Origin of the sequence: Streptomyces gossypii, assembly GCF_025165795.1 — a bacterium.
In the GTDB taxonomy this organism is placed as follows: domain Bacteria; phylum Actinomycetota; class Actinomycetes; order Streptomycetales; family Streptomycetaceae; genus Streptomyces; species Streptomyces gossypii.
This window is the reverse complement of the sequence record NZ_JAJAGO010000019.1, coordinates 19,289-38,606: the sequence shown is the minus strand read 5'-3', so window position 1 is coordinate 38,606 and position 19,318 is coordinate 19,289. Positions and strand designations below refer to the sequence as shown.

The 19,318-nt window shown below is 69.3% G+C and carries 18 protein-coding genes; 12 read left to right on the top strand and 6 right to left on the bottom strand.

Annotation, left to right across the window (positions count from 1 at the left end; translation table 11 throughout):
* The first annotated feature begins 27 nt into the window (after positions 1-27).
* Positions 28-567: a TetR/AcrR family transcriptional regulator gene (locus tag LHJ74_RS30700; protein ID WP_260221658.1), complete on the top strand. Its 540-nt coding sequence runs from the start codon at positions 28-30 to the stop codon at positions 565-567.
* Here LHJ74_RS30700 and LHJ74_RS30695 read toward each other — a convergent pair.
* On the bottom strand, positions 521-1,303 hold the full coding sequence (locus LHJ74_RS30695; RefSeq protein WP_260221528.1) for a murein hydrolase activator EnvC family protein: 783 nt from the start codon (positions 1,301-1,303) through the stop codon (positions 521-523). The genes LHJ74_RS30700 and LHJ74_RS30695 overlap by 47 nt on opposite strands.
* Before the next feature lie 416 nt (positions 1,304-1,719).
* Between LHJ74_RS30695 and rpsB the strand changes: the two genes are divergently transcribed.
* The 9 genes from rpsB to LHJ74_RS30650 all read left to right on the top strand — a co-directional run bounded on the left by rpsB (position 1,720) and on the right by LHJ74_RS30650 (position 11,822).
* Positions 1,720-2,688, top strand: coding sequence for a 30S ribosomal protein S2 (rpsB, locus tag LHJ74_RS30690; RefSeq protein WP_260221527.1), 969 nt, complete (start codon positions 1,720-1,722; stop codon positions 2,686-2,688).
* A 207-nt stretch (positions 2,689-2,895) separates the two neighbouring features.
* A complete protein-coding gene (gene tsf / locus LHJ74_RS30685; RefSeq protein WP_260221526.1) occupies positions 2,896-3,750 on the top strand; it encodes a translation elongation factor Ts in 855 nt (284 codons plus the stop codon).
* Positions 3,751-3,878: 128 nt separating this feature from the next.
* Positions 3,879-4,646 carry a UMP kinase gene (gene pyrH, locus LHJ74_RS30680; RefSeq protein WP_260221525.1) on the top strand — a complete coding sequence of 256 codons (768 nt, stop codon included), beginning with the start codon at positions 3,879-3,881 and terminating at the stop codon, positions 4,644-4,646.
* A gap of 174 nt (positions 4,647-4,820) precedes the next feature.
* The gene (gene frr / locus LHJ74_RS30675; RefSeq protein WP_260221524.1) at positions 4,821-5,378 is read left to right on the top strand and encodes a ribosome recycling factor; all 558 of its coding nucleotides are present in this window, start codon (positions 4,821-4,823) and stop codon (positions 5,376-5,378) included.
* An 11-nt stretch (positions 5,379-5,389) separates the two neighbouring features.
* Positions 5,390-6,541, top strand: a complete 1,152-nt coding sequence (locus LHJ74_RS30670) for a phosphatidate cytidylyltransferase (protein ID WP_260221523.1) — start codon at positions 5,390-5,392, stop codon at positions 6,539-6,541.
* Between the two features lie 118 nt (positions 6,542-6,659).
* On the top strand, positions 6,660-7,766 hold the full coding sequence (gene rlmN / locus LHJ74_RS30665; RefSeq protein WP_260221522.1) for a dual-specificity RNA methyltransferase RlmN: 1,107 nt from the start codon (positions 6,660-6,662) through the stop codon (positions 7,764-7,766).
* A gap of 215 nt (positions 7,767-7,981) precedes the next feature.
* On the top strand, positions 7,982-9,058 hold the full coding sequence (locus LHJ74_RS30660; protein WP_260221521.1) for a thiamine ABC transporter substrate-binding protein: 1,077 nt from the start codon (positions 7,982-7,984) through the stop codon (positions 9,056-9,058).
* 119 nt (positions 9,059-9,177) lie between these two features.
* A complete protein-coding gene (locus LHJ74_RS30655; RefSeq protein WP_260221657.1) occupies positions 9,178-10,791 on the top strand; it encodes an ABC transporter permease in 1,614 nt (537 codons plus the stop codon).
* Positions 10,791-11,822 (top strand): ABC transporter ATP-binding protein, encoded by a 1,032-nt coding sequence (locus LHJ74_RS30650; RefSeq protein ID WP_260221520.1) that lies wholly within the window; start codon positions 10,791-10,793, stop codon positions 11,820-11,822. Before LHJ74_RS30655 ends, LHJ74_RS30650 begins: the two co-directional genes overlap by 1 nt.
* 166 nt (positions 11,823-11,988) lie before the next feature.
* Here the strand turns inward: LHJ74_RS30650 and LHJ74_RS30645 are convergent, their stop codons facing one another.
* The 3 genes from LHJ74_RS30645 to LHJ74_RS30635 all read right to left on the bottom strand — a co-directional run bounded on the left by LHJ74_RS30645 (position 11,989) and on the right by LHJ74_RS30635 (position 15,207).
* The gene (locus LHJ74_RS30645) at positions 11,989-13,107 is read right to left on the bottom strand and encodes an LOG family protein (RefSeq protein WP_260221519.1); all 1,119 of its coding nucleotides are present in this window, start codon (positions 13,105-13,107) and stop codon (positions 11,989-11,991) included.
* A 76-nt stretch (positions 13,108-13,183) separates the two neighbouring features.
* A complete protein-coding gene (locus LHJ74_RS30640; protein ID WP_260221518.1) occupies positions 13,184-14,443 on the bottom strand; it encodes a hypothetical protein in 1,260 nt (419 codons plus the stop codon).
* Positions 14,425-15,207 (bottom strand): ABC transporter ATP-binding protein, encoded by a 783-nt coding sequence (locus tag LHJ74_RS30635; protein WP_260221517.1) that lies wholly within the window; start codon positions 15,205-15,207, stop codon positions 14,425-14,427. The genes LHJ74_RS30640 and LHJ74_RS30635 overlap by 19 nt, the downstream gene beginning before the upstream one ends.
* A 260-nt stretch (positions 15,208-15,467) precedes the next feature.
* On the opposite strand from LHJ74_RS30635, the gene LHJ74_RS30630 reads away from it, so the two are divergent.
* Positions 15,468-16,916 carry a gamma-aminobutyraldehyde dehydrogenase gene (locus tag LHJ74_RS30630; protein WP_260221516.1) on the top strand — a complete coding sequence of 483 codons (1,449 nt, stop codon included), beginning with the start codon at positions 15,468-15,470 and terminating at the stop codon, positions 16,914-16,916.
* 266 nt (positions 16,917-17,182) lie between these two features.
* Positions 17,183-17,542 (top strand): zinc-ribbon domain-containing protein, encoded by a 360-nt coding sequence (locus LHJ74_RS30625; RefSeq protein WP_260221515.1) that lies wholly within the window; start codon positions 17,183-17,185, stop codon positions 17,540-17,542.
* A gap of 22 nt (positions 17,543-17,564) precedes the next feature.
* On the opposite strand, the gene LHJ74_RS30620 is transcribed toward LHJ74_RS30625, so the two are convergent.
* Both LHJ74_RS30620 and LHJ74_RS30615 read right to left on the bottom strand, forming a co-directional pair.
* Positions 17,565-18,281, bottom strand: coding sequence for a glycerophosphodiester phosphodiesterase (locus LHJ74_RS30620; protein ID WP_260221514.1), 717 nt, complete (start codon positions 18,279-18,281; stop codon positions 17,565-17,567).
* The gene (locus LHJ74_RS30615) at positions 18,266-19,297 is read right to left on the bottom strand and encodes an adenosine deaminase (RefSeq protein WP_260221513.1); all 1,032 of its coding nucleotides are present in this window, start codon (positions 19,295-19,297) and stop codon (positions 18,266-18,268) included. Before LHJ74_RS30615 ends, LHJ74_RS30620 begins: the two co-directional genes overlap by 16 nt.
* Positions 19,298-19,318 lie beyond the last annotated feature (21 nt).

Genomic DNA, 19,318 nt, shown 5'->3' with positions numbered 1-19,318 from the left:
GCAGCCTCCGTGGCCGAACACCGGACCATGCAGCGCGGCGCACTGTTGGACGCCGCACGTTCGCTGCTGTCCGAGGGCGGCACCGAGGCACTGACCTTCCCGGCGCTCGCGCAGCGCACGGGCCTCGCCCGCTCCTCCGTCTACGAATACTTCCGCTCGCGCGCAGCTGTCGTCGAGGAACTGTGCGCCGCCGACTTCCCGGTGTGGGCGGCCGAAGTCGAGACGGCCATGGCTGACGCGGAAACCCCCGAAGCGCGGATCGAGGCGTACGTGCGTCGCCAGCTGGCGCTCGTCGGCGACCGGCGGCACCGGGCCGTGGTCGCCATCTCGGCGGGAGAGCTGGACGCGTCCGCACGAGAACGGATCCGCGCTGCGCACGGCGGTCTGATCTCGATGGTCGTCGAGGCGCTGGCCGACCTCGGGCATCAGCAACCCCGTCTCACCGCGATGCTGCTGCAGGGCGTCGTGGACTCGGCGGTCCGGCGCATCGAGCTCGGTGCTGCGGAGGACCCGGACCGCATCACGGAGGCAGCCGTGTCGATGGCACTGCACGGAGTGCGCGGCTGACGCCGCCCCGCGGCCAGCCCCGTGGATCCGCCCGCCGCTCGGGCAGCGGGCGGCCGAGAAACGGCAGCAGTCGGGAGGGGCCGCGGCTCAGCATCCGAGGCGGGAGCAGTGCGAGCGGATCGAGATAATGCTCGCCCCGCAGCAGTCCCCAGTGCAGACAGGCGTCACCGCAGTGGAAGGGGCCTGACTCCACCGTGCCCACCCTCTCCCCGGCCCGGACCCGGTCTCCCCTCACCACCGATGCCCGTACCGGCTCGAAGGTCGTCCGCAGCGGTGAGGCGTCCCCGGCCCGGCGGCTCCTGTCGAGGGTGGTGCCTGTCAGCTCGATGGAGACGACGCCGCGACCGGCCACCGTGCCCGCGAACACCACGCGGCCCGCCGCCGCGGCGTACACCGGCCCGCCGGACCGGGTCGCGAGATCCACCCCGCGGTGGCCGGGGCCCCAGCCCGTCGCCGGTGGCTCCCAGCCGCGGAGTACCAGCGGCCGTGTCGCGCCTCTGCCTTCACCGGGCACGGGCCAGCTGCGATCACGCCCGTCCTCGCGGGGGCGGGTGGTCCCGCCGCGTCCGCCGGGCACGACCGGGGCATCCGCCACCTCTTTGCGGCCCCGGGTGGTGGCCTCGGCCCCTCCCGTGCCGTCTGTCGTGGAGGCCGCACGGGCCCACGCGCCGACCGTGAGCAGCGCGGCCGCCATCGCGACCGCCAACCCTGCGCATACGTACTGTCGTCCTCGCATGCACAAAAGGTGACCGACGCTGAGCTCTGTTGGGGATCAAGGTGAGAACCGGTGGACTACTGGCCGGTTGTGGAAATCCTCGTCACCCGAACGTGGTGATCCGTAAACGCGGCGTCGCACCCCGGCGCCCCCTGCGCACGGTGACGCGGGCGCTGAGCCGTACCTGCTCCGTACGCCGTTCCTGCCCCGTGCGCGGGCTCCGTCGCGCGCCCGCGCCGGGGTCCCGTACACTTCTGGTGGCGATCCGGGTCACCGGATCGACTTCGCACGCCCCGCCACCCTCACCCGGTGGCCGCGTACCTCGGTCCCCGGACGCTCTCCCAGGAGAGTTCCAGGGCACAACGCGTCAGGGGCGTCAGGCATGCGGCGCCCGCGTGGACGCCGCGAAACAACCGAGTACCTCAAGGAGAACGGCCATGGCCGTCGTCACGATGCGGGAGCTGCTGGAAAGCGGCGTCCACTTCGGGCACCAGACCCGTCGCTGGAACCCGAAGATGAAGCGCTTCATTTTCACCGAGCGCAATGGCATTTACATCATCGACCTGCTCCAGTCGCTGTCGTACATCGACCGCGCCTACGAGTTCGTCAAGGAGACCGTCGCCCATGGCGGTTCCATCATGTTCGTGGGCACCAAGAAGCAGGCCCAGGAAGCCATCGCCGAGCAGGCCACCCGCGTGGGCATGCCTTACGTGAACCAGCGCTGGCTCGGTGGCATGCTCACCAACTTCTCCACCGTCTACAAGCGTCTCCAGCGCCTCAAGGAGCTCGAGCAGATCGACTTCGAGGATGTGGCCGCCTCCGGCCTCACCAAGAAGGAGCTGCTCGTCCTCTCCCGTGAGAAGGCCAAGCTGGAGAAGACTCTCGGCGGTATCCGCGAGATGCAGAAGGTGCCCAGCGCCGTCTGGATCGTGGACACCAAGAAGGAGCACATCGCCGTTGGTGAGGCGCGCAAGCTCCACATCCCGGTCGTCGCGATCCTCGACACCAACTGCGACCCGGACGAGGTCGACTACAAGATCCCGGGCAACGACGACGCGATCCGCTCCGTCACCCTGCTCACCCGTGTGATCGCCGACGCCGCGGCGGAGGGCCTCATCGCCCGTTCCGCCGGTTCCTCGGAGGGCAAGGGCGAGAAGGCCGCAGGCGAGCCGCTGGCCGAGTGGGAGCGGGAGCTGCTCGAGGGCGAGAAGGCCGGGGAGCCGAAGGCCGACGAGGCCAAGGCTGCGGAGCCCGCCGCCGAAGCCACCGAGACTGCCGCTGAGCCGGTGGCCGAGGAGCCCGCGGTCGAGGAGACCAAGGCTGAGGAGCCGGTGGCCGAGGAGAAGCCGGCCGAGGCTGCCGCCGAGGAGCCCGCGGCCGACGAGAAGCCCGCCGAAGACGCGTGATACGCGTCGGCCGACGGTGTGAGGGATTCTCCCGCCGTCGGCCGACGTATCCGGTACGGCTCTTCTGAGAAGGACTGCACGCTCGTCGTGACGACCCTCGCCGTAAAGCGAGGAGCTTCTCACCAGGCCGCTCCAGCGACCTCATACGGATCAGCCCCGCCCCGTGTTCAGCATGGTGCGGGGCCCAGTGCACAGAAGGAAAGAAGGATGGCGAACTACACCGCCGCTGACGTCAAGAAGCTGCGCGAGCTCACCGGCGCCGGCATGATGGACTGCAAGAAGGCGCTGGACGAGGCCGAGGGAAGCGTCGACAAGGCCGTCGAGATCCTGCGCGTCAAGGGCCAGAAGGGCGTGGCCAAGCGCGAGTCGCGCACCGCCTCCAACGGCGCGGTCGTCGCCCTTATCGCCGACGGAAACGCCACCGGCGTGCTCGTCGAGCTCAAGTGCGAGACCGACTTCGTGGCGAAGGGCGACAAGTTCGTCGCCGCTGCCGACGCCATCGCCGCCCATGTCGCCGAAGTAAGCCCGGCCGACACGCCGGCGCTGCTCGCGTCGGAGATCGAGAGCGGCAAGACGGTTCAGGCCTACGTCGACGAGGCGAACGCGACACTGGGCGAGAAGATCGTCCTGGACCGCTTCGCGCAGTTCTCCGACGGCTACGTCGCCGCTTACCTCCACCGGACCAGCCCGGACCTGCCCCCGCAGGTCGGCGTGCTCGTCCAGCTGGACGCCGCTTCCGCGGACGAGGCCGCCAAGGCCGTCATCGCCAAGGATGTCGCCCAGCACATCGCCGCGTTCTCGCCGCAGTTCCTCTCCCGCGAGGACGTGCCGGCCGAGACGGTGGCGAGCGAGCGCCGTATCGCCGAGGAGACCGCGCGCGAGGAGGGCAAGCCCGAGCAGGCCCTGCCGAAGATCGTCGAGGGTCGGGTGAACGGCTACTTCAAGGACAACTGCCTGCTGGACCAGCCGTTCGCCAAGGACAACAAGAAGTCCGTACAGAAGGTGCTGGAGGAGGCTGGTGTCGCCATCAAGCGCTACGCCCGCTTCCGCGTAGGCGCCTGACCCGTACGCCGCCCCTCCTGATCCGCGGTCCGGTCACGGACCGGCTAGGGTCGGGTACACGGCAGTTCTGACGAGGAGGCCATTGCCACGAGGAGCCGAGAGGATCCGCCGGCAATGGCCTCCTTCGTATGCACGAGGAGATCTCCATGAGCAATGACATCGACAAAGACGGCAAGCGGCGTCGCTTTCTGCTGAAACTCTCGGGCGAGGCTTTCGCCGGAGGTGGAGGACTGGGAGTCGACCCCGATGTCGTGCACAAGGTGGCGCGGGAGATCGCCTCCGTCGTGCGGGAAGGCGCAGAGATCGCCGTCGTGATCGGGGGCGGCAACTTCTTCCGCGGCGCGGAACTCCAGTTGCGCGGCATGGACCGGGCGCGCTCCGACTACATGGGGATGCTGGGCACGGTCATGAACTGCCTTGCCCTCCAGGACTTCCTGGAGAAGGAGGGCATCGACTCCCGCGTCCAGACAGCCATCACCATGGGACAGGTCGCGGAGCCGTACATCCCGCTGCGGGCCGTACGGCACCTGGAGAAAGGCCGCGTCGTCATCTTCGGTGCGGGCATGGGCATGCCGTACTTCTCCACCGACACCACAGCCGCACAGCGCGCCCTCGAGATCGACGCGGAGGCGCTGCTGTTGGGCAAGAACGGTGTGGACGGTGTGTACGACGCCGATCCGGCGACGAACCCCTCCGCCGTGAAGTTCGACGCGCTGGAGTACGGCGAGGTCATCACCAGGGACCTCAAGGTCGCCGACGCCACCGCGGTCACCCTGTGCCGGGACAACAAGCTGCCGATTCTCGTTTTCGGGCTGCTGACCGAGGGCAACATCGACCGGGCGGTCAAGGGTGAGAAGATCGGCACCCTGGTCAGCAGCCAGAGTACGCGCGACTGAGTTGCTGCCGCCGAATTCACCTGCGGCGGTGAGCCGTCGGACAGCGCGGTACGGGGATGGACAACACCCTGCAGGTCGGACACCGTGCAGGAATCAGCGCACTGCGGACGGCCGGGGATCCTTACCGGAAGAATGCAGTATCAGGCCCATTCATCGAAATACCAGGAGCACGTGGTGATCGAAGAGACCCTCCTCGAGGCCGAGGAGAAGATGGAGAAGGCGGTCGTCGTCGCCAAGGAGGACTTCGCCGCGATCCGCACGGGCCGTGCGCACCCCGCGATGTTCAACAAGATCGTGGCGGAGTACTACGGCTCGATGACACCGATCAATCAACTGGCGTCCTTCTCGGTGCCCGAGCCGCGGATGGCGGTGGTGACACCCTTCGACAAGACCGCGCTGCGCAACATCGAGCAGGCGATCCGTGACTCTGATCTGGGGGTCAATCCCTCGAACGACGGCCACCTCATCCGGGTGGTTCTCCCCGAGTTGACCGAGGAACGCCGCAGGGAGTTCATCAAGGTCGCGAAGACCAAGGGCGAGGACGCCAAGATCTCAATCCGCAGCGTGCGCCGCAAGGCCAAAGAGGCTATCGACAAAGCCATCAAGGACGGCGAGGTCGGTGAGGACGAGGGCCGCCGTGCGGAGAAGGAACTCGACGACACCACGGCGAAGTACGTGGGGCAGGTCGACGAACTGCTCAAGCACAAGGAAGCCGAACTGCTCGAAGTCTGAGGCTGCGATCAGTGACTGACTCAACACAAGGGGCTCCGCCGCCTGGAGCGGAATACTGGAGCCCTCCCGGTCCGGGACGTGCCGGGCCGGTGAGCTCCGCCCAGCGAAGCGATGGTGCCGGTCCCGCGCGCCTCGGCGGCGACCTGGCGGCCACGTCGCAGACTCGGCCCATGCCCATGGTGCCCAGTCCGGGAGTACCCGGCCGCCCCGGTGACTCCGACCCCCGCGACCCACGCTCTGGTGGCGCGGGGAACAGCGACGTAGGCCGCGACGGTGAGCGAGCTCAGGCTGAGCCGCCACCCGTACCTGCCGCGGGCAGGCGTGAGGGGGCGCGGAGCGGCGGTAAGAAGCGTGCCGGGCGGGATCTGCCGGCCGCGATAGGGGTCGGCCTCGGTCTCGGAGTGGTGATCGCCGCCTCACTCTTCGTTTACAAGCCGGCTTTCGTCGGTGTCGTCGTCGTCGCGGTTGTGGTCGGCTTGTGGGAACTCACCTCCCGGCTCGCCGAACGCAAGGACATCCGGGTGCCGCTGGTGCCGCTCGCGGTAGGCGGCACGGCGATGGTCGTCGCCGGCTACGCACGAGGAGCGGAGGGCGCCTGGGTGGCGATGGCCCTGACGGCACTCGCGGTACTGGTCTGGCGGATGACGGACTCGGCCGAGCAGTATCTGCGGGATGTCACGGCAGCGGTGTTCGCCGCGTTCTACGTACCGTTTCTGGCGACGTTCGTCGCGCTGATGCTCGCAGCGGACGACGGCGCATGGCGGGTGCTCACCTTCCTGCTGCTGACAGTGGTCAGCGACACAGGGGCGTATGCCGTCGGCTGGCGCTTCGGCTCGCACAAGCTCGCTCCGAGGATCAGTCCCGGAAAGACGCGCGAGGGTCTGCTCGGCGCCGTCGTGTTCGCGATGGCGGCGGGTGCGCTCTGTGCACATTTCCTCATCGACGACGGAATCTGGTGGCAGGGCCTCGTGCTCGGCTTCGCCGTCGCCGTCACCGCCACCCTCGGCGACCTGGGCGAGTCCATGATGAAGCGGGACCTCGGAATCAAGGACATGGGCACTCTGCTGCCGGGGCACGGCGGGATCATGGACCGTCTGGACTCGCTGCTTCCGACGGCCCCGGTGGTCTGGCTGCTGCTGGTGGTCTTCGTCGGTTCCGGCTGAACGCACGGTGCGGCACACCCCGCTGCCGCACGCCGTACGGCGCCCGGTACGGGTGAGGTCAGGGCCCGTTCCGTGCGCGGTAGGGGCCCTGCCGCTCGTCTGCGACACTTGAGGAATCATGCCTGTACCCGGAGAACTCACCTTCGTCGCGCCGCGCGGGGCCACCAGGCCGCCGCGGCATCTTGCCGACCTCGACCCCGGCGAACGCCGCGAGGCGGTCGCCGCGCTCGGCGAGAAGCCGTTCCGTGCCAAGCAGCTGTCCCAGCACTACTTCGCCCGCTACGCGGACGATCCGGAGCAGTGGACGGACATCCCGGCGGCCGCGCGCGAGAAGCTGGCGAGCGAGCTGCTGCCGCCGCTGATGAGTGTGATGCGGCATATCAGCTGCGACGAGGACACCACCCGTAAGACGCTGTGGAAGCTGCGCGACGGGACGCTCGTCGAGTCGGTGCTGATGCGTTACCCGGACCGGGTCACGATGTGCGTCAGCTCACAGGCGGGATGCGGCATGAACTGCCCGTTCTGCGCGACCGGACAGGCGGGGCTGGACCGCAACCTGTCCACCGCCGAGATCGTCCATCAGATCGTCGACGGGGTGCGGGCGCTCCGCGACGGCGAGGTGCCCGGCGGCCCGGCCCGGCTGTCGAACATCGTCTTCATGGGGATGGGGGAGCCGCTGGCGAACTACAAGCGGGTGGTGGGTGCGATCCGTCGGCTCACCGATTCCGAGCCGGACGGGATGGGGCTCTCACAGCGAGGCATCACGGTCTCCACGGTCGGCCTGGTGCCGGCGATGCGCCGCTTCGCCGACGAGGGATTCAGCTGCCGGCTCGCGGTGTCCCTGCACGCCCCGGACGACGAGCTCCGGGACACGCTGGTGCCCGTGAACACGCGCTGGAAGGTCCGCGACGTGCTGGACGCGGCCTGGGAATACGCGGAAAGGTCCGGTCGGCGGGTCTCGATCGAGTACGCACTGATCAGGGACATCAATGACCAGGCGTGGCGAGCCGACCTCCTCGGACGGCTGCTCAAGGGCAAGCCGGTCCACGTCAATCTGATCCCGCTCAATCCAACACCGGGATCCAAGTGGACGGCATCCCGGCCCGAGGACGAGCAGGAGTTCGTACGGGCGCTGGAGGCGCACCGAGTGCCGGTGACCGTACGTGACACCCGTGGTCAGGAGATCGACGGAGCGTGCGGCCAGCTCGCCGCGACCGAGCGCTGAAGCGGGCGAAGAGACCGGCCGGACGGTACTGCCGGGCTGGTACTGTTCGAACGAACGTTTACGCAGAACCGACAGGGGAGCGCGAGCAGCGCTGAGAGTGCGGCATTATCGGCCGCAGACCCTCGAACCTCGCCCAGGTCATGCTGGGTAGGAAGTTCGGACCGACTCTTATGCTGCCCGCGTGCCCGCGTACTCCCGCACCCGAAGGCAGCACGATGAAGCAGACCGGCACCACCGCCCTCACCATCGCGCTGGGCCTGGCGCTGCTCTCCGCCTGCAGCGGCTCCGACGGCTCTCAAGGGGGCGGCGACGGGGCGAAGAGCGTCACGCTGGTCACACATGACTCGTTCCGGGTGTCCAAGAAGCTGCTGCGGGAGTTCACCGAAAAGACCGGCTACAAAGTCAGGATCCTGCGAGGCGGTGACGCGGGCGCCGCCGTCAACCAGACGGTGCTGAACAAGGGCAATCCCCAAGGCGACGTCTTCTTCGGCGTCGACAACACCTTCCTCTCCCGGCCCCTCGACGAAGGCGTCTTCGCTCCGTACGAGGCCAAGGGCCTGGACAAGGTCCCCGGGAAGCTGCAACTGGACGCGGAGCAGCACCGCGTCACGCCGATCGACTCCGGCGACATATGCGTGAACTACGACCGGAAGTACTTCGCCGACAAGAAGCTCGACCCGCCGCGTACCCTCGCTGACCTGGTCAAGCCGGACTACAAGAACCTGCTGGTCACCGAAAACGCCGGTACGTCCTCTCCCGGCCTGGGCTTCCTGCTCGCCACGGTGCAGAAATACGGGGCCGACGGCTGGCAGGACTACTGGAAGAAGCTCAGGGCGAACGGCGTCGAGGTCGTCGACGGCTGGGAGCAGGCGTACAACGACCGCTTCAGCGGTTCCGGGGCGAGCAAGGGCAAGGGTGACCGGCCGCTCGTCGTCTCCTACGCTTCCAGCCCGCCCGCCGAGGTCCTGGGCAAGGACCCGCAGCCGAAGCAGGCTCCGACCGGTGTGGCCGAGGAAACGTGCTTCCGACAGGTCGAGTTCGCCGGGCTGCTGGACGGCGCCTCGAACGTGAAGGGCGGCAAGGCGTTGCTGGATTTCATGCTCGGTAAGTCGTTCCAGCAAGAACTGCCGCTCAGCATGTTCGTCAATCCGGCGCGCGGGGACGTCGAGTTGCCGGAGCTGTTCACGACTTACGGAGTGACCGTCGACAACCCGGCCCGGATGGAGCCCGCACGGATCGGGAAGAACCGGGACCAGTGGGTGAAGTCGTGGACCTCACTGGTGCTCAAGTGACCGTGTGAGCAGCGCCCGTGCTGACTGAGGTGACCAAGCGAGGCAACGTTCCGGCGAAGCCGTCGGCTCCGCGCCGCCGCACCGTACGGCGCCGCGCTGCGGCCGTGCGGCTTGGCCTGATGGCCGTGCCTCTCGCGTTCTTCGCGCTGTTCTTCGCCTATCCCGTCGCCGCCATCGTCGGCCGCGGACTTCGGGAGGGCGGTCATTGGCAACTGGGTGGCCTCACGGAGGTGCTTTCCGATCCGGGCACCCTCCACGTCCTGTGGTTCACCGTGTGGCAGGCCGCGGCGTCGACGGGACTCACCCTGCTGATCGCGCTGCCCGGTGCGTACGTCTTCGCCCGCTTCGATTTTCCGGGCAAGCAGCTCCTCCGTGCACTCGTGACGGTGCCCTTCGTCCTGCCGACCGTGGTGGTCGGGTCGGCCTTCCTCGGGCTGCTGGGCCGCGGCGGAGTGCTGGACGAGCTGTGGGGGGTGCGGCTGGACACCTCGGTCTGGGCGATCCTGCTGGCGCACGTGTTCTTCAACTACGCCGTCGTCATACGCACCGTCGGAGGGTTGTGGGCCCAGCTCGACCCCCGTCAGGAGGAGGCAGCTCGCGTGCTGGGCGCGAGCCGCTTCGAGGCCTGGCGGCGAGTGACGCTGCCCGCCCTGGCCCCCGCCCTGGCCGCGGCGGCGCTGATGGTCTTCCTGTTCACCTTCACCTCCTTCGGAGTCATCCAGATCCTGGGTGGTCCGGGCTATGCGACGCTCGAGGTCGAGATCTACCGGCAGACCGCCGGACTGCTGCAGCTGTCCACCGCCGCCGTGCTGACGCTCGTGCAGTTCGCCGCGGTGGCAGTGCTGCTCCTTCTGCACGCCTGGTCGGTGCGGAAGAGGGAGGCGGCGCTGCGGCTCGTCGATGCCCGGCAGACCGCCCGCCGGCCACACGGCGCCGGACAGTGGGCGCTGCTGTGCTCCGTACTGGCCGTCATCGCTGTGCTGCTCCTGGCACCGCTGGGCGTCCTGATGGAACGCTCGCTCCGTACGTCGGACGGAAGTTACGGGCTGACCTTCTACCGTGCCCTGTGGTCCGTCGACGAGACCGGCACCTTCCTGGTGGCCCCAGCGGAGGCGATCGGCAACTCCCTCGCCTACGCAGCCGCGGCCACCGTGATCGCCGTGCTGGTCGGCGGCCTCGCCGCCGCTGCGCTGACCCGCCGCGCCGGCAAGCTCGTACGGGGCTTCGACGCGTTGCTGATGCTGCCACTGGGCACCTCCGCCGTCACCGTCGGCTTCGGTTTCCTCATAGCTTTGGACGAACCCCCGCTGGACCTGCGTTCGTCGTGGATCCTGGTGCCCTTGGCCCAGGCGCTGGTGGGCGTTCCCTTCGTCGTACGGACGATGCTTCCCGTGCTGCGGGCGGTCGACGTACGGCTGCGTGAGGCCGCCGCGGTGCTCGGCGCCTCGCCGCTGCGCGCTTGGCGCGAGGTGGACCTGCCCTTGGTGCGGCGCGCGCTGCTGGTCGCCGCGGGCTTCGCGTTCGCCGTCTCGCTCGGCGAGTTCGGTGCGACGATCTTCATCGCGCGCCCCGACAGTCCCACTCTGCCCGTCGCGGTCGGCCGCTTCCTGGGCCGGGCCGGTGAGCTCAACTACGGGCAGGCCATGGCCCTGAGTACGGTGCTGATGCTCGTGTGCGCCTGTTCGCTGCTGGTACTGGAACGTCTGCGGACCGACCGCTCGGGGGAGTTCTGATGCTGCGGATCGACGGCGTTACCGTCCGCTTCGGCGGGCACACCGCGCTGGACACGGTCGGACTGGACGTCGCCGACCGGGAAACGGTCTGTGTGCTGGGACCGAGCGGAAGCGGGAAGTCCACGCTGCTGCGCGTCGTCGCCGGTCTGCAGCAGCCCGACACGGGGCGCGTGCTGCTCTCGGGAATCGACCAGAACGGCATACCCGCGCACAAGCGCCAGCTCGGCCTGATGTTCCAGGACCACCAGCTCTTCCCGCAGCACAACGTCCAGGACAATGTCGCCTTCGGGCTCCGGATGCGGCGTACGGGGCGCCGGGAGTCCGAACGCCGGGTCGGTGAACTGCTCGACTTGGTGGGCCTGCCCGGCGTCCGCAACCGAGCCGTGTCCTCCCTCTCCGGAGGAGAGCAGCAGCGGGTGGCTCTGGCTCGTGCGCTGGCGCCGCAGCCGCGTCTGCTGATGCTCGACGAGCCCCTGGGACAACTGGACCGCAGCCTTCGGGAGCGACTCCTCGTCGAACTCCGCCAGCTGTTCCGCCGGTTGGGGACCACCGTCCTCGCGGTGACCCACGATCAGGGTGAGGCATTCGCGCTCGCCGACCGGCTGGTCGTCATGCGAGAAGGCCGCGTCGAGCAGACCGGTACACCGCTCGAGGTGTGGCAGCATCCCGCCTCAGAATTCGTGGCCCGCTTCCTGGGCTTCGAGAACGTCGTCGAGGCAATGGTGCGAGGGGACAAGGCCGGAACGTCCTGGGGTGAGATCCCCGTCCCGGCCGGCACTCCCGAGGGGGGCTGTCGACTACTCGTCCGCCCCACCGGCGTTGTGCTCACGGGGCCGGAGGAAGGGCTGCGATGCACCGTCACCGGCCGCACCTTCCGTGGCGGTGCGACTTCTGCCGTCTCGCTGCTTCTGCAGCCCGAGGCAGGGCCTCGTCTGGAGGCCACCTGCACTCTGCCCGCCGCTCCTCAAATGGACGAGCGGGTCGGAGTCGTGTTCGCCGGGGGCGACGTCGTGGTGCTGCCGGGCGGCTGACTGCAGGCCTGATGTGTCCCATCGGCACGGTGGCGAGTGTCCGGGGCAGCACCGTCCTGCCGGCCGAGAGCCTCGGCCGCATCGCGCCAGACCTGGTGCCGTACCCGGACCTCACGTGCGCCGTTCACCACGCGTCCTCGTGGCATGGCACAAACGGAGCGAGGCGTCAGGCGAGTTGGGCGAGCGCTGCGGGCACCTCGTCCACCTCGTCCACCAGCGCGATACGGGAGGCCATCGGCCGCTCGCGTGCCAGCGCCCGCAGCAGGGGCCAGGCAGGCAACTCGTCAGTCCAGTGCCTCCTGCCCACCAGCACCATCGGGGTCGGTACGCCGCGCGACTCATAGTAGTTGGGTGTGGCGTTGTCGAAGACTTCCTGCACCGTGCCCGACGCCCCCGGCAGGAAGACCACGCCCGCGTTGGAACGGGCCAGCAGGCCGTCCTCACGGACGGCGTTCACGAAGTACTTCGCGATGTGCCGGGCGAAGGGGTTGGGCGGCTCGTGCCCGTAGAACCAGGTCGGAATGCCCACGGAGTGCCCGCCGTCGGGCCACCCGTCAGTCACCGCGAACGCGGCCCGCGCCCAGTCACCGACCGACGGGGCGAAAGACGGGGCGTCGGCGAGCAGGGCCAGGGCCTTGGACAGCATGCCGTCGTCGAAGGGCGCGGCGTAGGCGCCGAGGTTCGCCGCTTCCATCGCGCCCGGCCCCCCGCCGGTCGCGACGGTCAGACCGCTTCGGGCGAGTGTACGCCCGAGCCGTGCCGCACCTGAGTACGCCTCCGAGCCCCGCTGGAGGGCATGACCGCCCATCACGCCCACTACTCGGGCACCGGTGAGGAGCTCGTCCAAGGCGTCGGAAACCGAGTCGTCGTGGACGGCACGCAGCATCGAGGAGAAGACATCGCCGTCCGACCTGGTGTGCTGGAACCAGGCGTACGAACGGGCGTCCGGCGTCTGCGGATAGCCGTCGGACAGACCGTGGAAGAGCTCTTCCGGTGTGTACAGTGCCGCCCGGTACGGGTTGAACGGCAGATGAGGCACCGGCGGGAAGACAAGGGCGCCGCCGGCCTGTGCCCGGGCGGCCGCCTCCACAGGCATCCGGCACCCGAGGAAGACGGTGCCCTCGGTATCGGCCTCCGCCAGCACGTTCGTACGCGAGCTGAGATCGACGGACTGTATCCGGAGGCCACTGAGAGAACCCGTGGCCGCGATGACTCGGTCGAACTCGTGAAGGGTCTCTATCTCCCGGTCGGGAGCGGCCTGTTCAGGGGTATACGGGGTCGGCATGCGGTCAGCGTAGAGTGCCGTACCGCGCCGAACGGGGCAGCCCCCCAGGAGCAGCAGACGGCGAAGCCTCGGCGGCTCAGCCCGCGGACCGGCTCAGCGGCAGCGCAGCCACCTCACCCACCAGACAGGTCAACGCCACCAGTACGGTCACCAGCACCGCGCCCCGCAGTGCTGCGGCCCGGCGCAGCAGCGACCGGGGCGCACCCAGCCGGAGCAGGATGGTGGTCGCCGGAGCACGTGCGGCGCGGGCTTCGGCGACCGCCGTAAGCGCGCTCGCGGTGGCGCAGCACAGGATCAGAGCCGCGCCGATCGCGGTCAGTGGTCCGAACACCCGCGTGCCGTCGTCGGGCGCCGCGCCGTACGCCTCGACCGCCGCGAGTGTGCCCGAGCCGATCGCGCACAGCACACCGAGCGGACGCCCGACGCTGCCCGCCTCCTCCTGCAGGGCCCGCCCCGACAGCAGACGCAGGGCACCGGGTCGGCCGGCGCTGATGAGCTGCCCGCACAGGTGTGTGAGCCCGGGCCCGGCCAGCACGAGCCCGAGTGCCGTCAACAGCCAGCCGCCGAGGACACCTGGCGGGCTTCCCTCCAGCGTTCCGGGCAGCGGCAGCAACTCGGAACGCTGCGAGTCCTCTGATGATCCACGGCTCAGCGTGGCGACCGTGATCCCGATGGCGGTGAGCGCCGCACCCCAGGGCAGCCCGGACGGCGTCGGCACCTGCCGGTCGTCGCAGGCGAAGCGGAGCGGCGCGGGGACGGCCGGTTCCCGGTCGCCGGCGGAGCCCGCGGAGGCGTCTCCGCGCCGCGCCCCCCGCACCCGGCGGGCGGGACGCGGCCGTAGGGTGAACGCGCTGGCTGAGGCCGCGGCGAACGGTGCGATGCAGAGCAGCAGCAACACCGCCCCCACGGGCAGGGGCCGGTGTGCGGAGAGCACATCGGCGGCCGCACCGTCGAACGGTACGGAGTCGGGCCCGCCGCGGAGATGCAGGAACGCCAGCAGCGCCGCCGCACTGCCCAGCACACACGGGACGGCGGTCGTGAACGCGGCCAGCATCGGCAGACGTCCGGGCCCCACCCCCGCGGCGTCCAGGGCGGACAGGGACCGCTTCCCCGTATCGGTCCGCGTACTGCTGGCTGCCAGCTGCACGGTCGCCGCGAGCGGCGCCAGACACCACAGGAGTCGTACCAGAGCGTCTCCGGAGTGGCGCGGGTGCGAGGCGGCGTAACCGAGAGTGCTCAACAGGAGGAAGCCGACGCCTGCCGCCGAGCCCATGACCAGCAGCCTCCTGATGAGGACCAGGGGAGGTGCGCCGCGGGCTAGGCGGAGAGCGAGCACGCGGCGCTGCCCTCCGGATCCGGTGCGGTGGCGACGGGCGGCGTCCGCCGGCCGTCGATCAGCGTGATCGTCCGGTCCACCAGTGTGGCCGCGGGGGAGTCGTCGAACCGGTCAGCCGGACCGCCGACAACGGCTGAAGCGGCAGTCGGGTCGTGGGAGGTGAGCACCACGGTGATGCCGTGCGACCGGGCCGCCGCGGTCAGCGTGCGCAGCGCCTGGAGCCGGTCCGCCTGGTGCAGTGGAGCGGTCGGCTCGTCGGCGAAGAGCACGGCAGGGGAGTGTGCCAATGCCCGGGAGATCGCCACTCGCTGACGCTGCGACTGGAGCAGGTGGGCGGGGCGCCTGTCGGCGCAGTCCCCGATGTCCAGCCGATCCAGCCACTCGTGGGCGGCGGTGCGCGCGGCACGGTGCCCGGCGCCGCGCAGCAGCAGCGGCAGCGCGGCATTCTCCCACGCCGTGAGTCCGGGGACGAGCTCCGGTTCGCTGCCGATCCAGCCGAAGCGGTCACGACGCAGCCGCTCGCGTGCCCCAAGCCCCAGCGTGTGCACGGGCACTCCGTCGAACCAGACCTCGCCTCCGGCCGGGAGCAGTCGCCCCGAGAGGCAGCCCAGCAGAGTGGTCTTCCCGCTGCCGCGGGACCCGGCGATGCTGACGATCTCCCTCTCCCGCACGCCCAGGGTGACTCCTTGCAGGGCCGGAGAGCCGTCGTACGTGTAGTGCAGTCCACGTGCCCAGAGCACGTCGTCATCCGGCGGGGCAGCCATGGAAGGCACCTCCACTCACCTCTGCTCTGCTCGTCCCTACCCCTGGCTGGGTGAACGACCGCCAGGGACATCGGTCACTGGCACCGTAGGGACAGCCGCTGCCGAAGCGGGCGGAGGCTCGGCGGGAGGGCGGCCCAGGTCCGTCCGTATGGACTCATCACGGTCCGTCCTCCCGGGCCCTTCGGGAAGGCCGCACGGGTGGTTAGGCTGGCGCTGACAGATGTGTCTCAACTGCTGGACAGCTGACAGGAGGGTGCGAAGTGACCGCCGAGCTGCGTCGACTGCGCAACTACATCGACGGGGAGTTCCGGGACGCTGCGGACGGGCGTACGACCGAGGTGATCGACCCGGCGTCCGGCGAGCCGTACGCCACCGCCCCGCTGTCGGCAGCCGCCGACGTCGACGCCGCGATGGCCGCCGCCCAGGCTGCCTTCCCGGCGTGGCGTGACGCCACCCCGGCTACCCGCCAGCGCGTCATTCTCAAGATCGCCGATGCCTTCGAGCAGCGGCAGGACGAGCTGCTGGCCGCCGAGTGCGAGAACACCGGCAAGCCGCTGGAACTGACCCGGCAGGAAGAACTGCCGATGATGCTGGACCAGATCCGCTTCTTCGCGGGGGCGGCCCGGATGCTTGAGGGGAAGTCGGCGGGCGAGTACATGGACGGGCTGACCTCGTTCGTACGGCGCGAACCGATTGGTGTCTGCGCCCAGGTCGCCCCCTGGAACTACCCGATGATGATGGCCGTGTGGAAGTACGCCCCGGCGCTCGCCGCCGGCAACACGGTCGTCCTGAAGCCCTCCGACACCACCCCGGCCTCGACGGTTCTGATGGCGGAGATCATCGGTGGCGTACTCGCAGGGCTGGACCTGCCCCAGGGCATCTTCAACATCGTCTGCGGAGACCGCGACACCGGTCGGCTCATGGTCGAGCACCCAGTACCGGCCATGGCCTCCATCACCGGCTCCGTCCGGGCGGGAATGGAGGTCGCGGGCAGCGCGGCCAAGGATGTGAAGCGGGTCCACCTGGAGCTGGGCGGCAAGGCACCCTGCGTCGTCTTCGGCGACGCGGACATCCCGTCGGCGGTCGAGGGCATCCGTGACGGCGGCTTCTTCAACGCGGGCCAGGACTGCACAGCGGCAACCCGCGTCCTCGTGCACGAGTCCGTGCACGACGAGTTCGTCACGGCGCTGGCGAAAGCCGCAGCCGAGGTCAAGACCGGCGATCCGAACGACGAGGACTGTTTCTACGGCCCGCTGAACAACGCCGTCCATCTTGGCAAGGTAAGCGGTTTCATCGACCGGCTCCCCGCCCACGCTAAGGTCGAGGCGGGCGGCGAGCGGGTGGGGGACAAGGGCTACTTCTTCGCGCCGACCGTCGTCTCCGGTCTGCGGCAGGACGACGAGATCGTGCAGAACGAGGTCTTCGGGCCAGTGATCACCATTCAGTCGTTCGCCACCGAGGAGGAGGCGGTCACCTGGTCCAACGACGTGGAGTACGCACTCGCCTCATCGGTCTGGACGACGGACCACGCGCGCGCGATGCGGATGTCCAAGGTGCTGGAGTTCGGCTGCGTCTGGATCAACACGCACATCCCGCTTGTCGCCGAGATGCCGCACGGCGGTTTCAAGAAGTCCGGCTACGGCAAGGACCTCTCCGCCTACGGCTTTGAGGACTACACGCGGGTCAAGCACGTCATGACGGCACTGTAGAACGCGTCGGCCATCGGCCCGTTCGGCCCCGGGCGGACACACCGCCCGGGGCTTGCAGCGGAGTTGTGACGTCGGATCCCTGACGTGTGGCGAGGGGTGAGTGGTTGGCTAGGCTTGCGGTGAAAGCGGCGTGTCCGCGCGCCTGCGTCCATCTCCTGTCCCGTGCCTGCCGTGGGCACGGACGACGGGGCAGAGACGGCAACGGCGTGCTTCCGCACACGTGCTTCCGCACACTTGTTCCGCACACGCCCGGAAAGGGAACCGCCGTGATTATTTTCGGTACCTCGTCCAAGACATTTCAGCTGGCTATGCTCAACCTGCTCTGCGGCTTCTGCGGCAACCCGTCCGCACATGCGTTGCGCAAGCGGGTCACCAAGTTCTCGCTCTTCTTCATCCCGCTCTTCCCGATAGCACCGGCTAAGCACTCCATGCAGTGCACCTTCTGCGGGGCCGAGAGTGAAGTCCCCAAGGACAACGTCGAGCACCTGCTCGCCCAGGGGGCCCAGCCCCAGCCGCAGGGCTACGGCGCGCCCCAGCAGCAGGCCCCGGCGCAGGGCACTGGTAACCCGTTCGCCGGACAGCCCCAGCAGGGCGGCCAGCAGGGTCAGAACCCGTACCAGTCCTGAGCCGGACGGCCGGACCAGCCCGTCAACGGCGTGCTGGACGCAAGGGGCCGCACGGCGGAACGGGGCGACCGAGGAGGCGGCACAGAGTGTCGATGCGGTTGGTGGTCAGTGACTCGACTCCCATGGCGACCAACCGCCGCATGGTCCGTCGGGTGTCTGGAGTCCAGGCCGAGACACGGTAACCGTCGGCCAGGGTGGCGCGTACTCGTTGCGGGCTGAGCACGCCGAAGCTGTAGTTCAGCCACCGTGGCTGTACGTCCGCGAGCAGCGAGGGTCTTATTGGGGCGCTCCGGTTCCAGGTGAGGGCGATCTCCGCGTGCCGGTCGGCCGCCCGCACGGAGCGCATCGCCACGGGGCCACCGCAGTAGTAGACGCGGTCCTCCGCTCCGCATTCCCGCGCCCCGTGTACCACCGCGGGGACCGCTGCGTGGTCGGGCAGGTCGATGAGGGTGCGGACCTGCCGCGTGGTGGCAAGGGCGTCGGCGAGCGTCGGCACCCCGCCGGAGGTGACTTCCTCGAGTTGGGTCGCCGTGAGGTCCGAGACGGGTGTGTCAAGACCCCACAGCCGGGCGAGCGTGCGGTCGTGCACAATGACGGGAACGCCGTCGCGGCTGATCCGCACATCCAGTTCCACCGCGTCCGCGCCCGCCGCGATGGCGGAGCGGAACGACGCGAGGGTGTTCTCCCGGGCGACGTACGGTGCACCCCGGTGCGCCACCGCGGTTACGACTGCTGCCATGCCGACAGATGCGCGTCGATCTCGTCGCAGATCCGGGTCTTGCCGGAAGCGTCGAGAAAAGAGACCTGGACGGCGTTCTTCGCCAATGCGGCCAGCCCCGGAGGACCGAGGCCCAGCAGGCGGGCGGCTATGCCGTATTCGGCGTTCAGGTCCGTGCCGAACATCGGCGGATCGTCGCTGTTGATGGTGACCAGCACGCCCGCCTCCACCATCTCCCGCAGCGGATGCTCGTCCAGTACCTCGACCGCGCGGGTGGCGATATTGGAGGTCGGGCAGACTTCCAGCGGAATGCCATGTTCCGCCAGGTGCTCCAGCAGCTTCGGATCCTGCGGGGCGCTCGTACCGTGTCCGATGCGTTCGGCGCGCAACGAGGTGAGCGCGTCCCACACCGTCTGCGGGCCCGTCGTCTCGCCCGCGTGCGGAACGCTGCGCAGACCGGCGGCGATCGCCCGGTCGAAGTAGGGCTTGAACTGCCCGCGGGGTACCCCGATCTCAGGGCCGCCCAGACCGAAGGAGACCAGGCCGTCGGCGCCCAACCGGGTATCGGTCGCGATCCGAGCCGTCTCCTCCGCTGCCTGGAGGCCAGCTTCTCCGGGGATGTCGAACGACCAGCGCAGCACTACCCCCAGTTCCTTCTCCGCGCCCCGGCGCGCGTCCTCGATCGCCTCGACGAAGGCGGCGTCGGGGATGCCGCGACGGGTGGAGCTGAAAGGGGTGACGGTCAGCTCCGCGTAGCGAATGTTCTGGCGGGCCATGTCACGGGCCACCTCGTAGGTCAGCAGCCGTACGTCCTCCGCGTCCCTGATCAGGTCGACGACTGAGAGGTACACCTCGATGAAGTGAGCGAAGTCTCGGAAGGTGTAGAACTCCGCGAGCGCCGCCGGATCCTTCGGGACGGGTGAGTCCGGGTGTCGCGCGGCGAGGGCGGCGACAATCCGCGGAGAGGCGGAGCCCACGTGATGCACATGGAGCTCTGCCTTGGGCAGTCCGGCGATAAAGCTGGTCAGATCGGACAACGGAGCCTCCGGTGCAGCAGG

What these genes read in the sequence shown, in the direction of transcription:
- LHJ74_RS30700 (WP_260221658.1), top strand. Translation starts at nt 28, where the DNA reads ATGCAGCGCGGCGCACTGTTGGACGCCGCACGTTCGCTGCTGTCCGAG.
- LHJ74_RS30695 (WP_260221528.1), bottom strand. Translation starts at nt 1,303, where the DNA reads ATGCGAGGACGACAGTACGTATGCGCAGGGTTGGCGGTCGCGATGGCG.
- rpsB (WP_260221527.1), top strand. Translation starts at nt 1,720, where the DNA reads ATGGCCGTCGTCACGATGCGGGAGCTGCTGGAAAGCGGCGTCCACTTC.
- tsf (WP_260221526.1), top strand. Translation starts at nt 2,896, where the DNA reads ATGGCGAACTACACCGCCGCTGACGTCAAGAAGCTGCGCGAGCTCACC.
- pyrH (WP_260221525.1), top strand. Translation starts at nt 3,879, where the DNA reads ATGCACGAGGAGATCTCCATGAGCAATGACATCGACAAAGACGGCAAG.
- rlmN (WP_260221522.1), top strand. Translation starts at nt 6,660, where the DNA reads ATGCCTGTACCCGGAGAACTCACCTTCGTCGCGCCGCGCGGGGCCACC.
- LHJ74_RS30660 (WP_260221521.1), top strand. Translation starts at nt 7,982, where the DNA reads ATGAAGCAGACCGGCACCACCGCCCTCACCATCGCGCTGGGCCTGGCG.
- LHJ74_RS30655 (WP_260221657.1), top strand. Translation starts at nt 9,178, where the DNA reads ATGGCCGTGCCTCTCGCGTTCTTCGCGCTGTTCTTCGCCTATCCCGTC.
- LHJ74_RS30650 (WP_260221520.1), top strand. Translation starts at nt 10,791, where the DNA reads ATGCTGCGGATCGACGGCGTTACCGTCCGCTTCGGCGGGCACACCGCG.
- LHJ74_RS30645 (WP_260221519.1), bottom strand. Translation starts at nt 13,107, where the DNA reads ATGCCGACCCCGTATACCCCTGAACAGGCCGCTCCCGACCGGGAGATA.
- LHJ74_RS30635 (WP_260221517.1), bottom strand. Translation starts at nt 15,207, where the DNA reads ATGGCTGCCCCGCCGGATGACGACGTGCTCTGGGCACGTGGACTGCAC.
- LHJ74_RS30620 (WP_260221514.1), bottom strand. Translation starts at nt 18,281, where the DNA reads ATGGCAGCAGTCGTAACCGCGGTGGCGCACCGGGGTGCACCGTACGTC.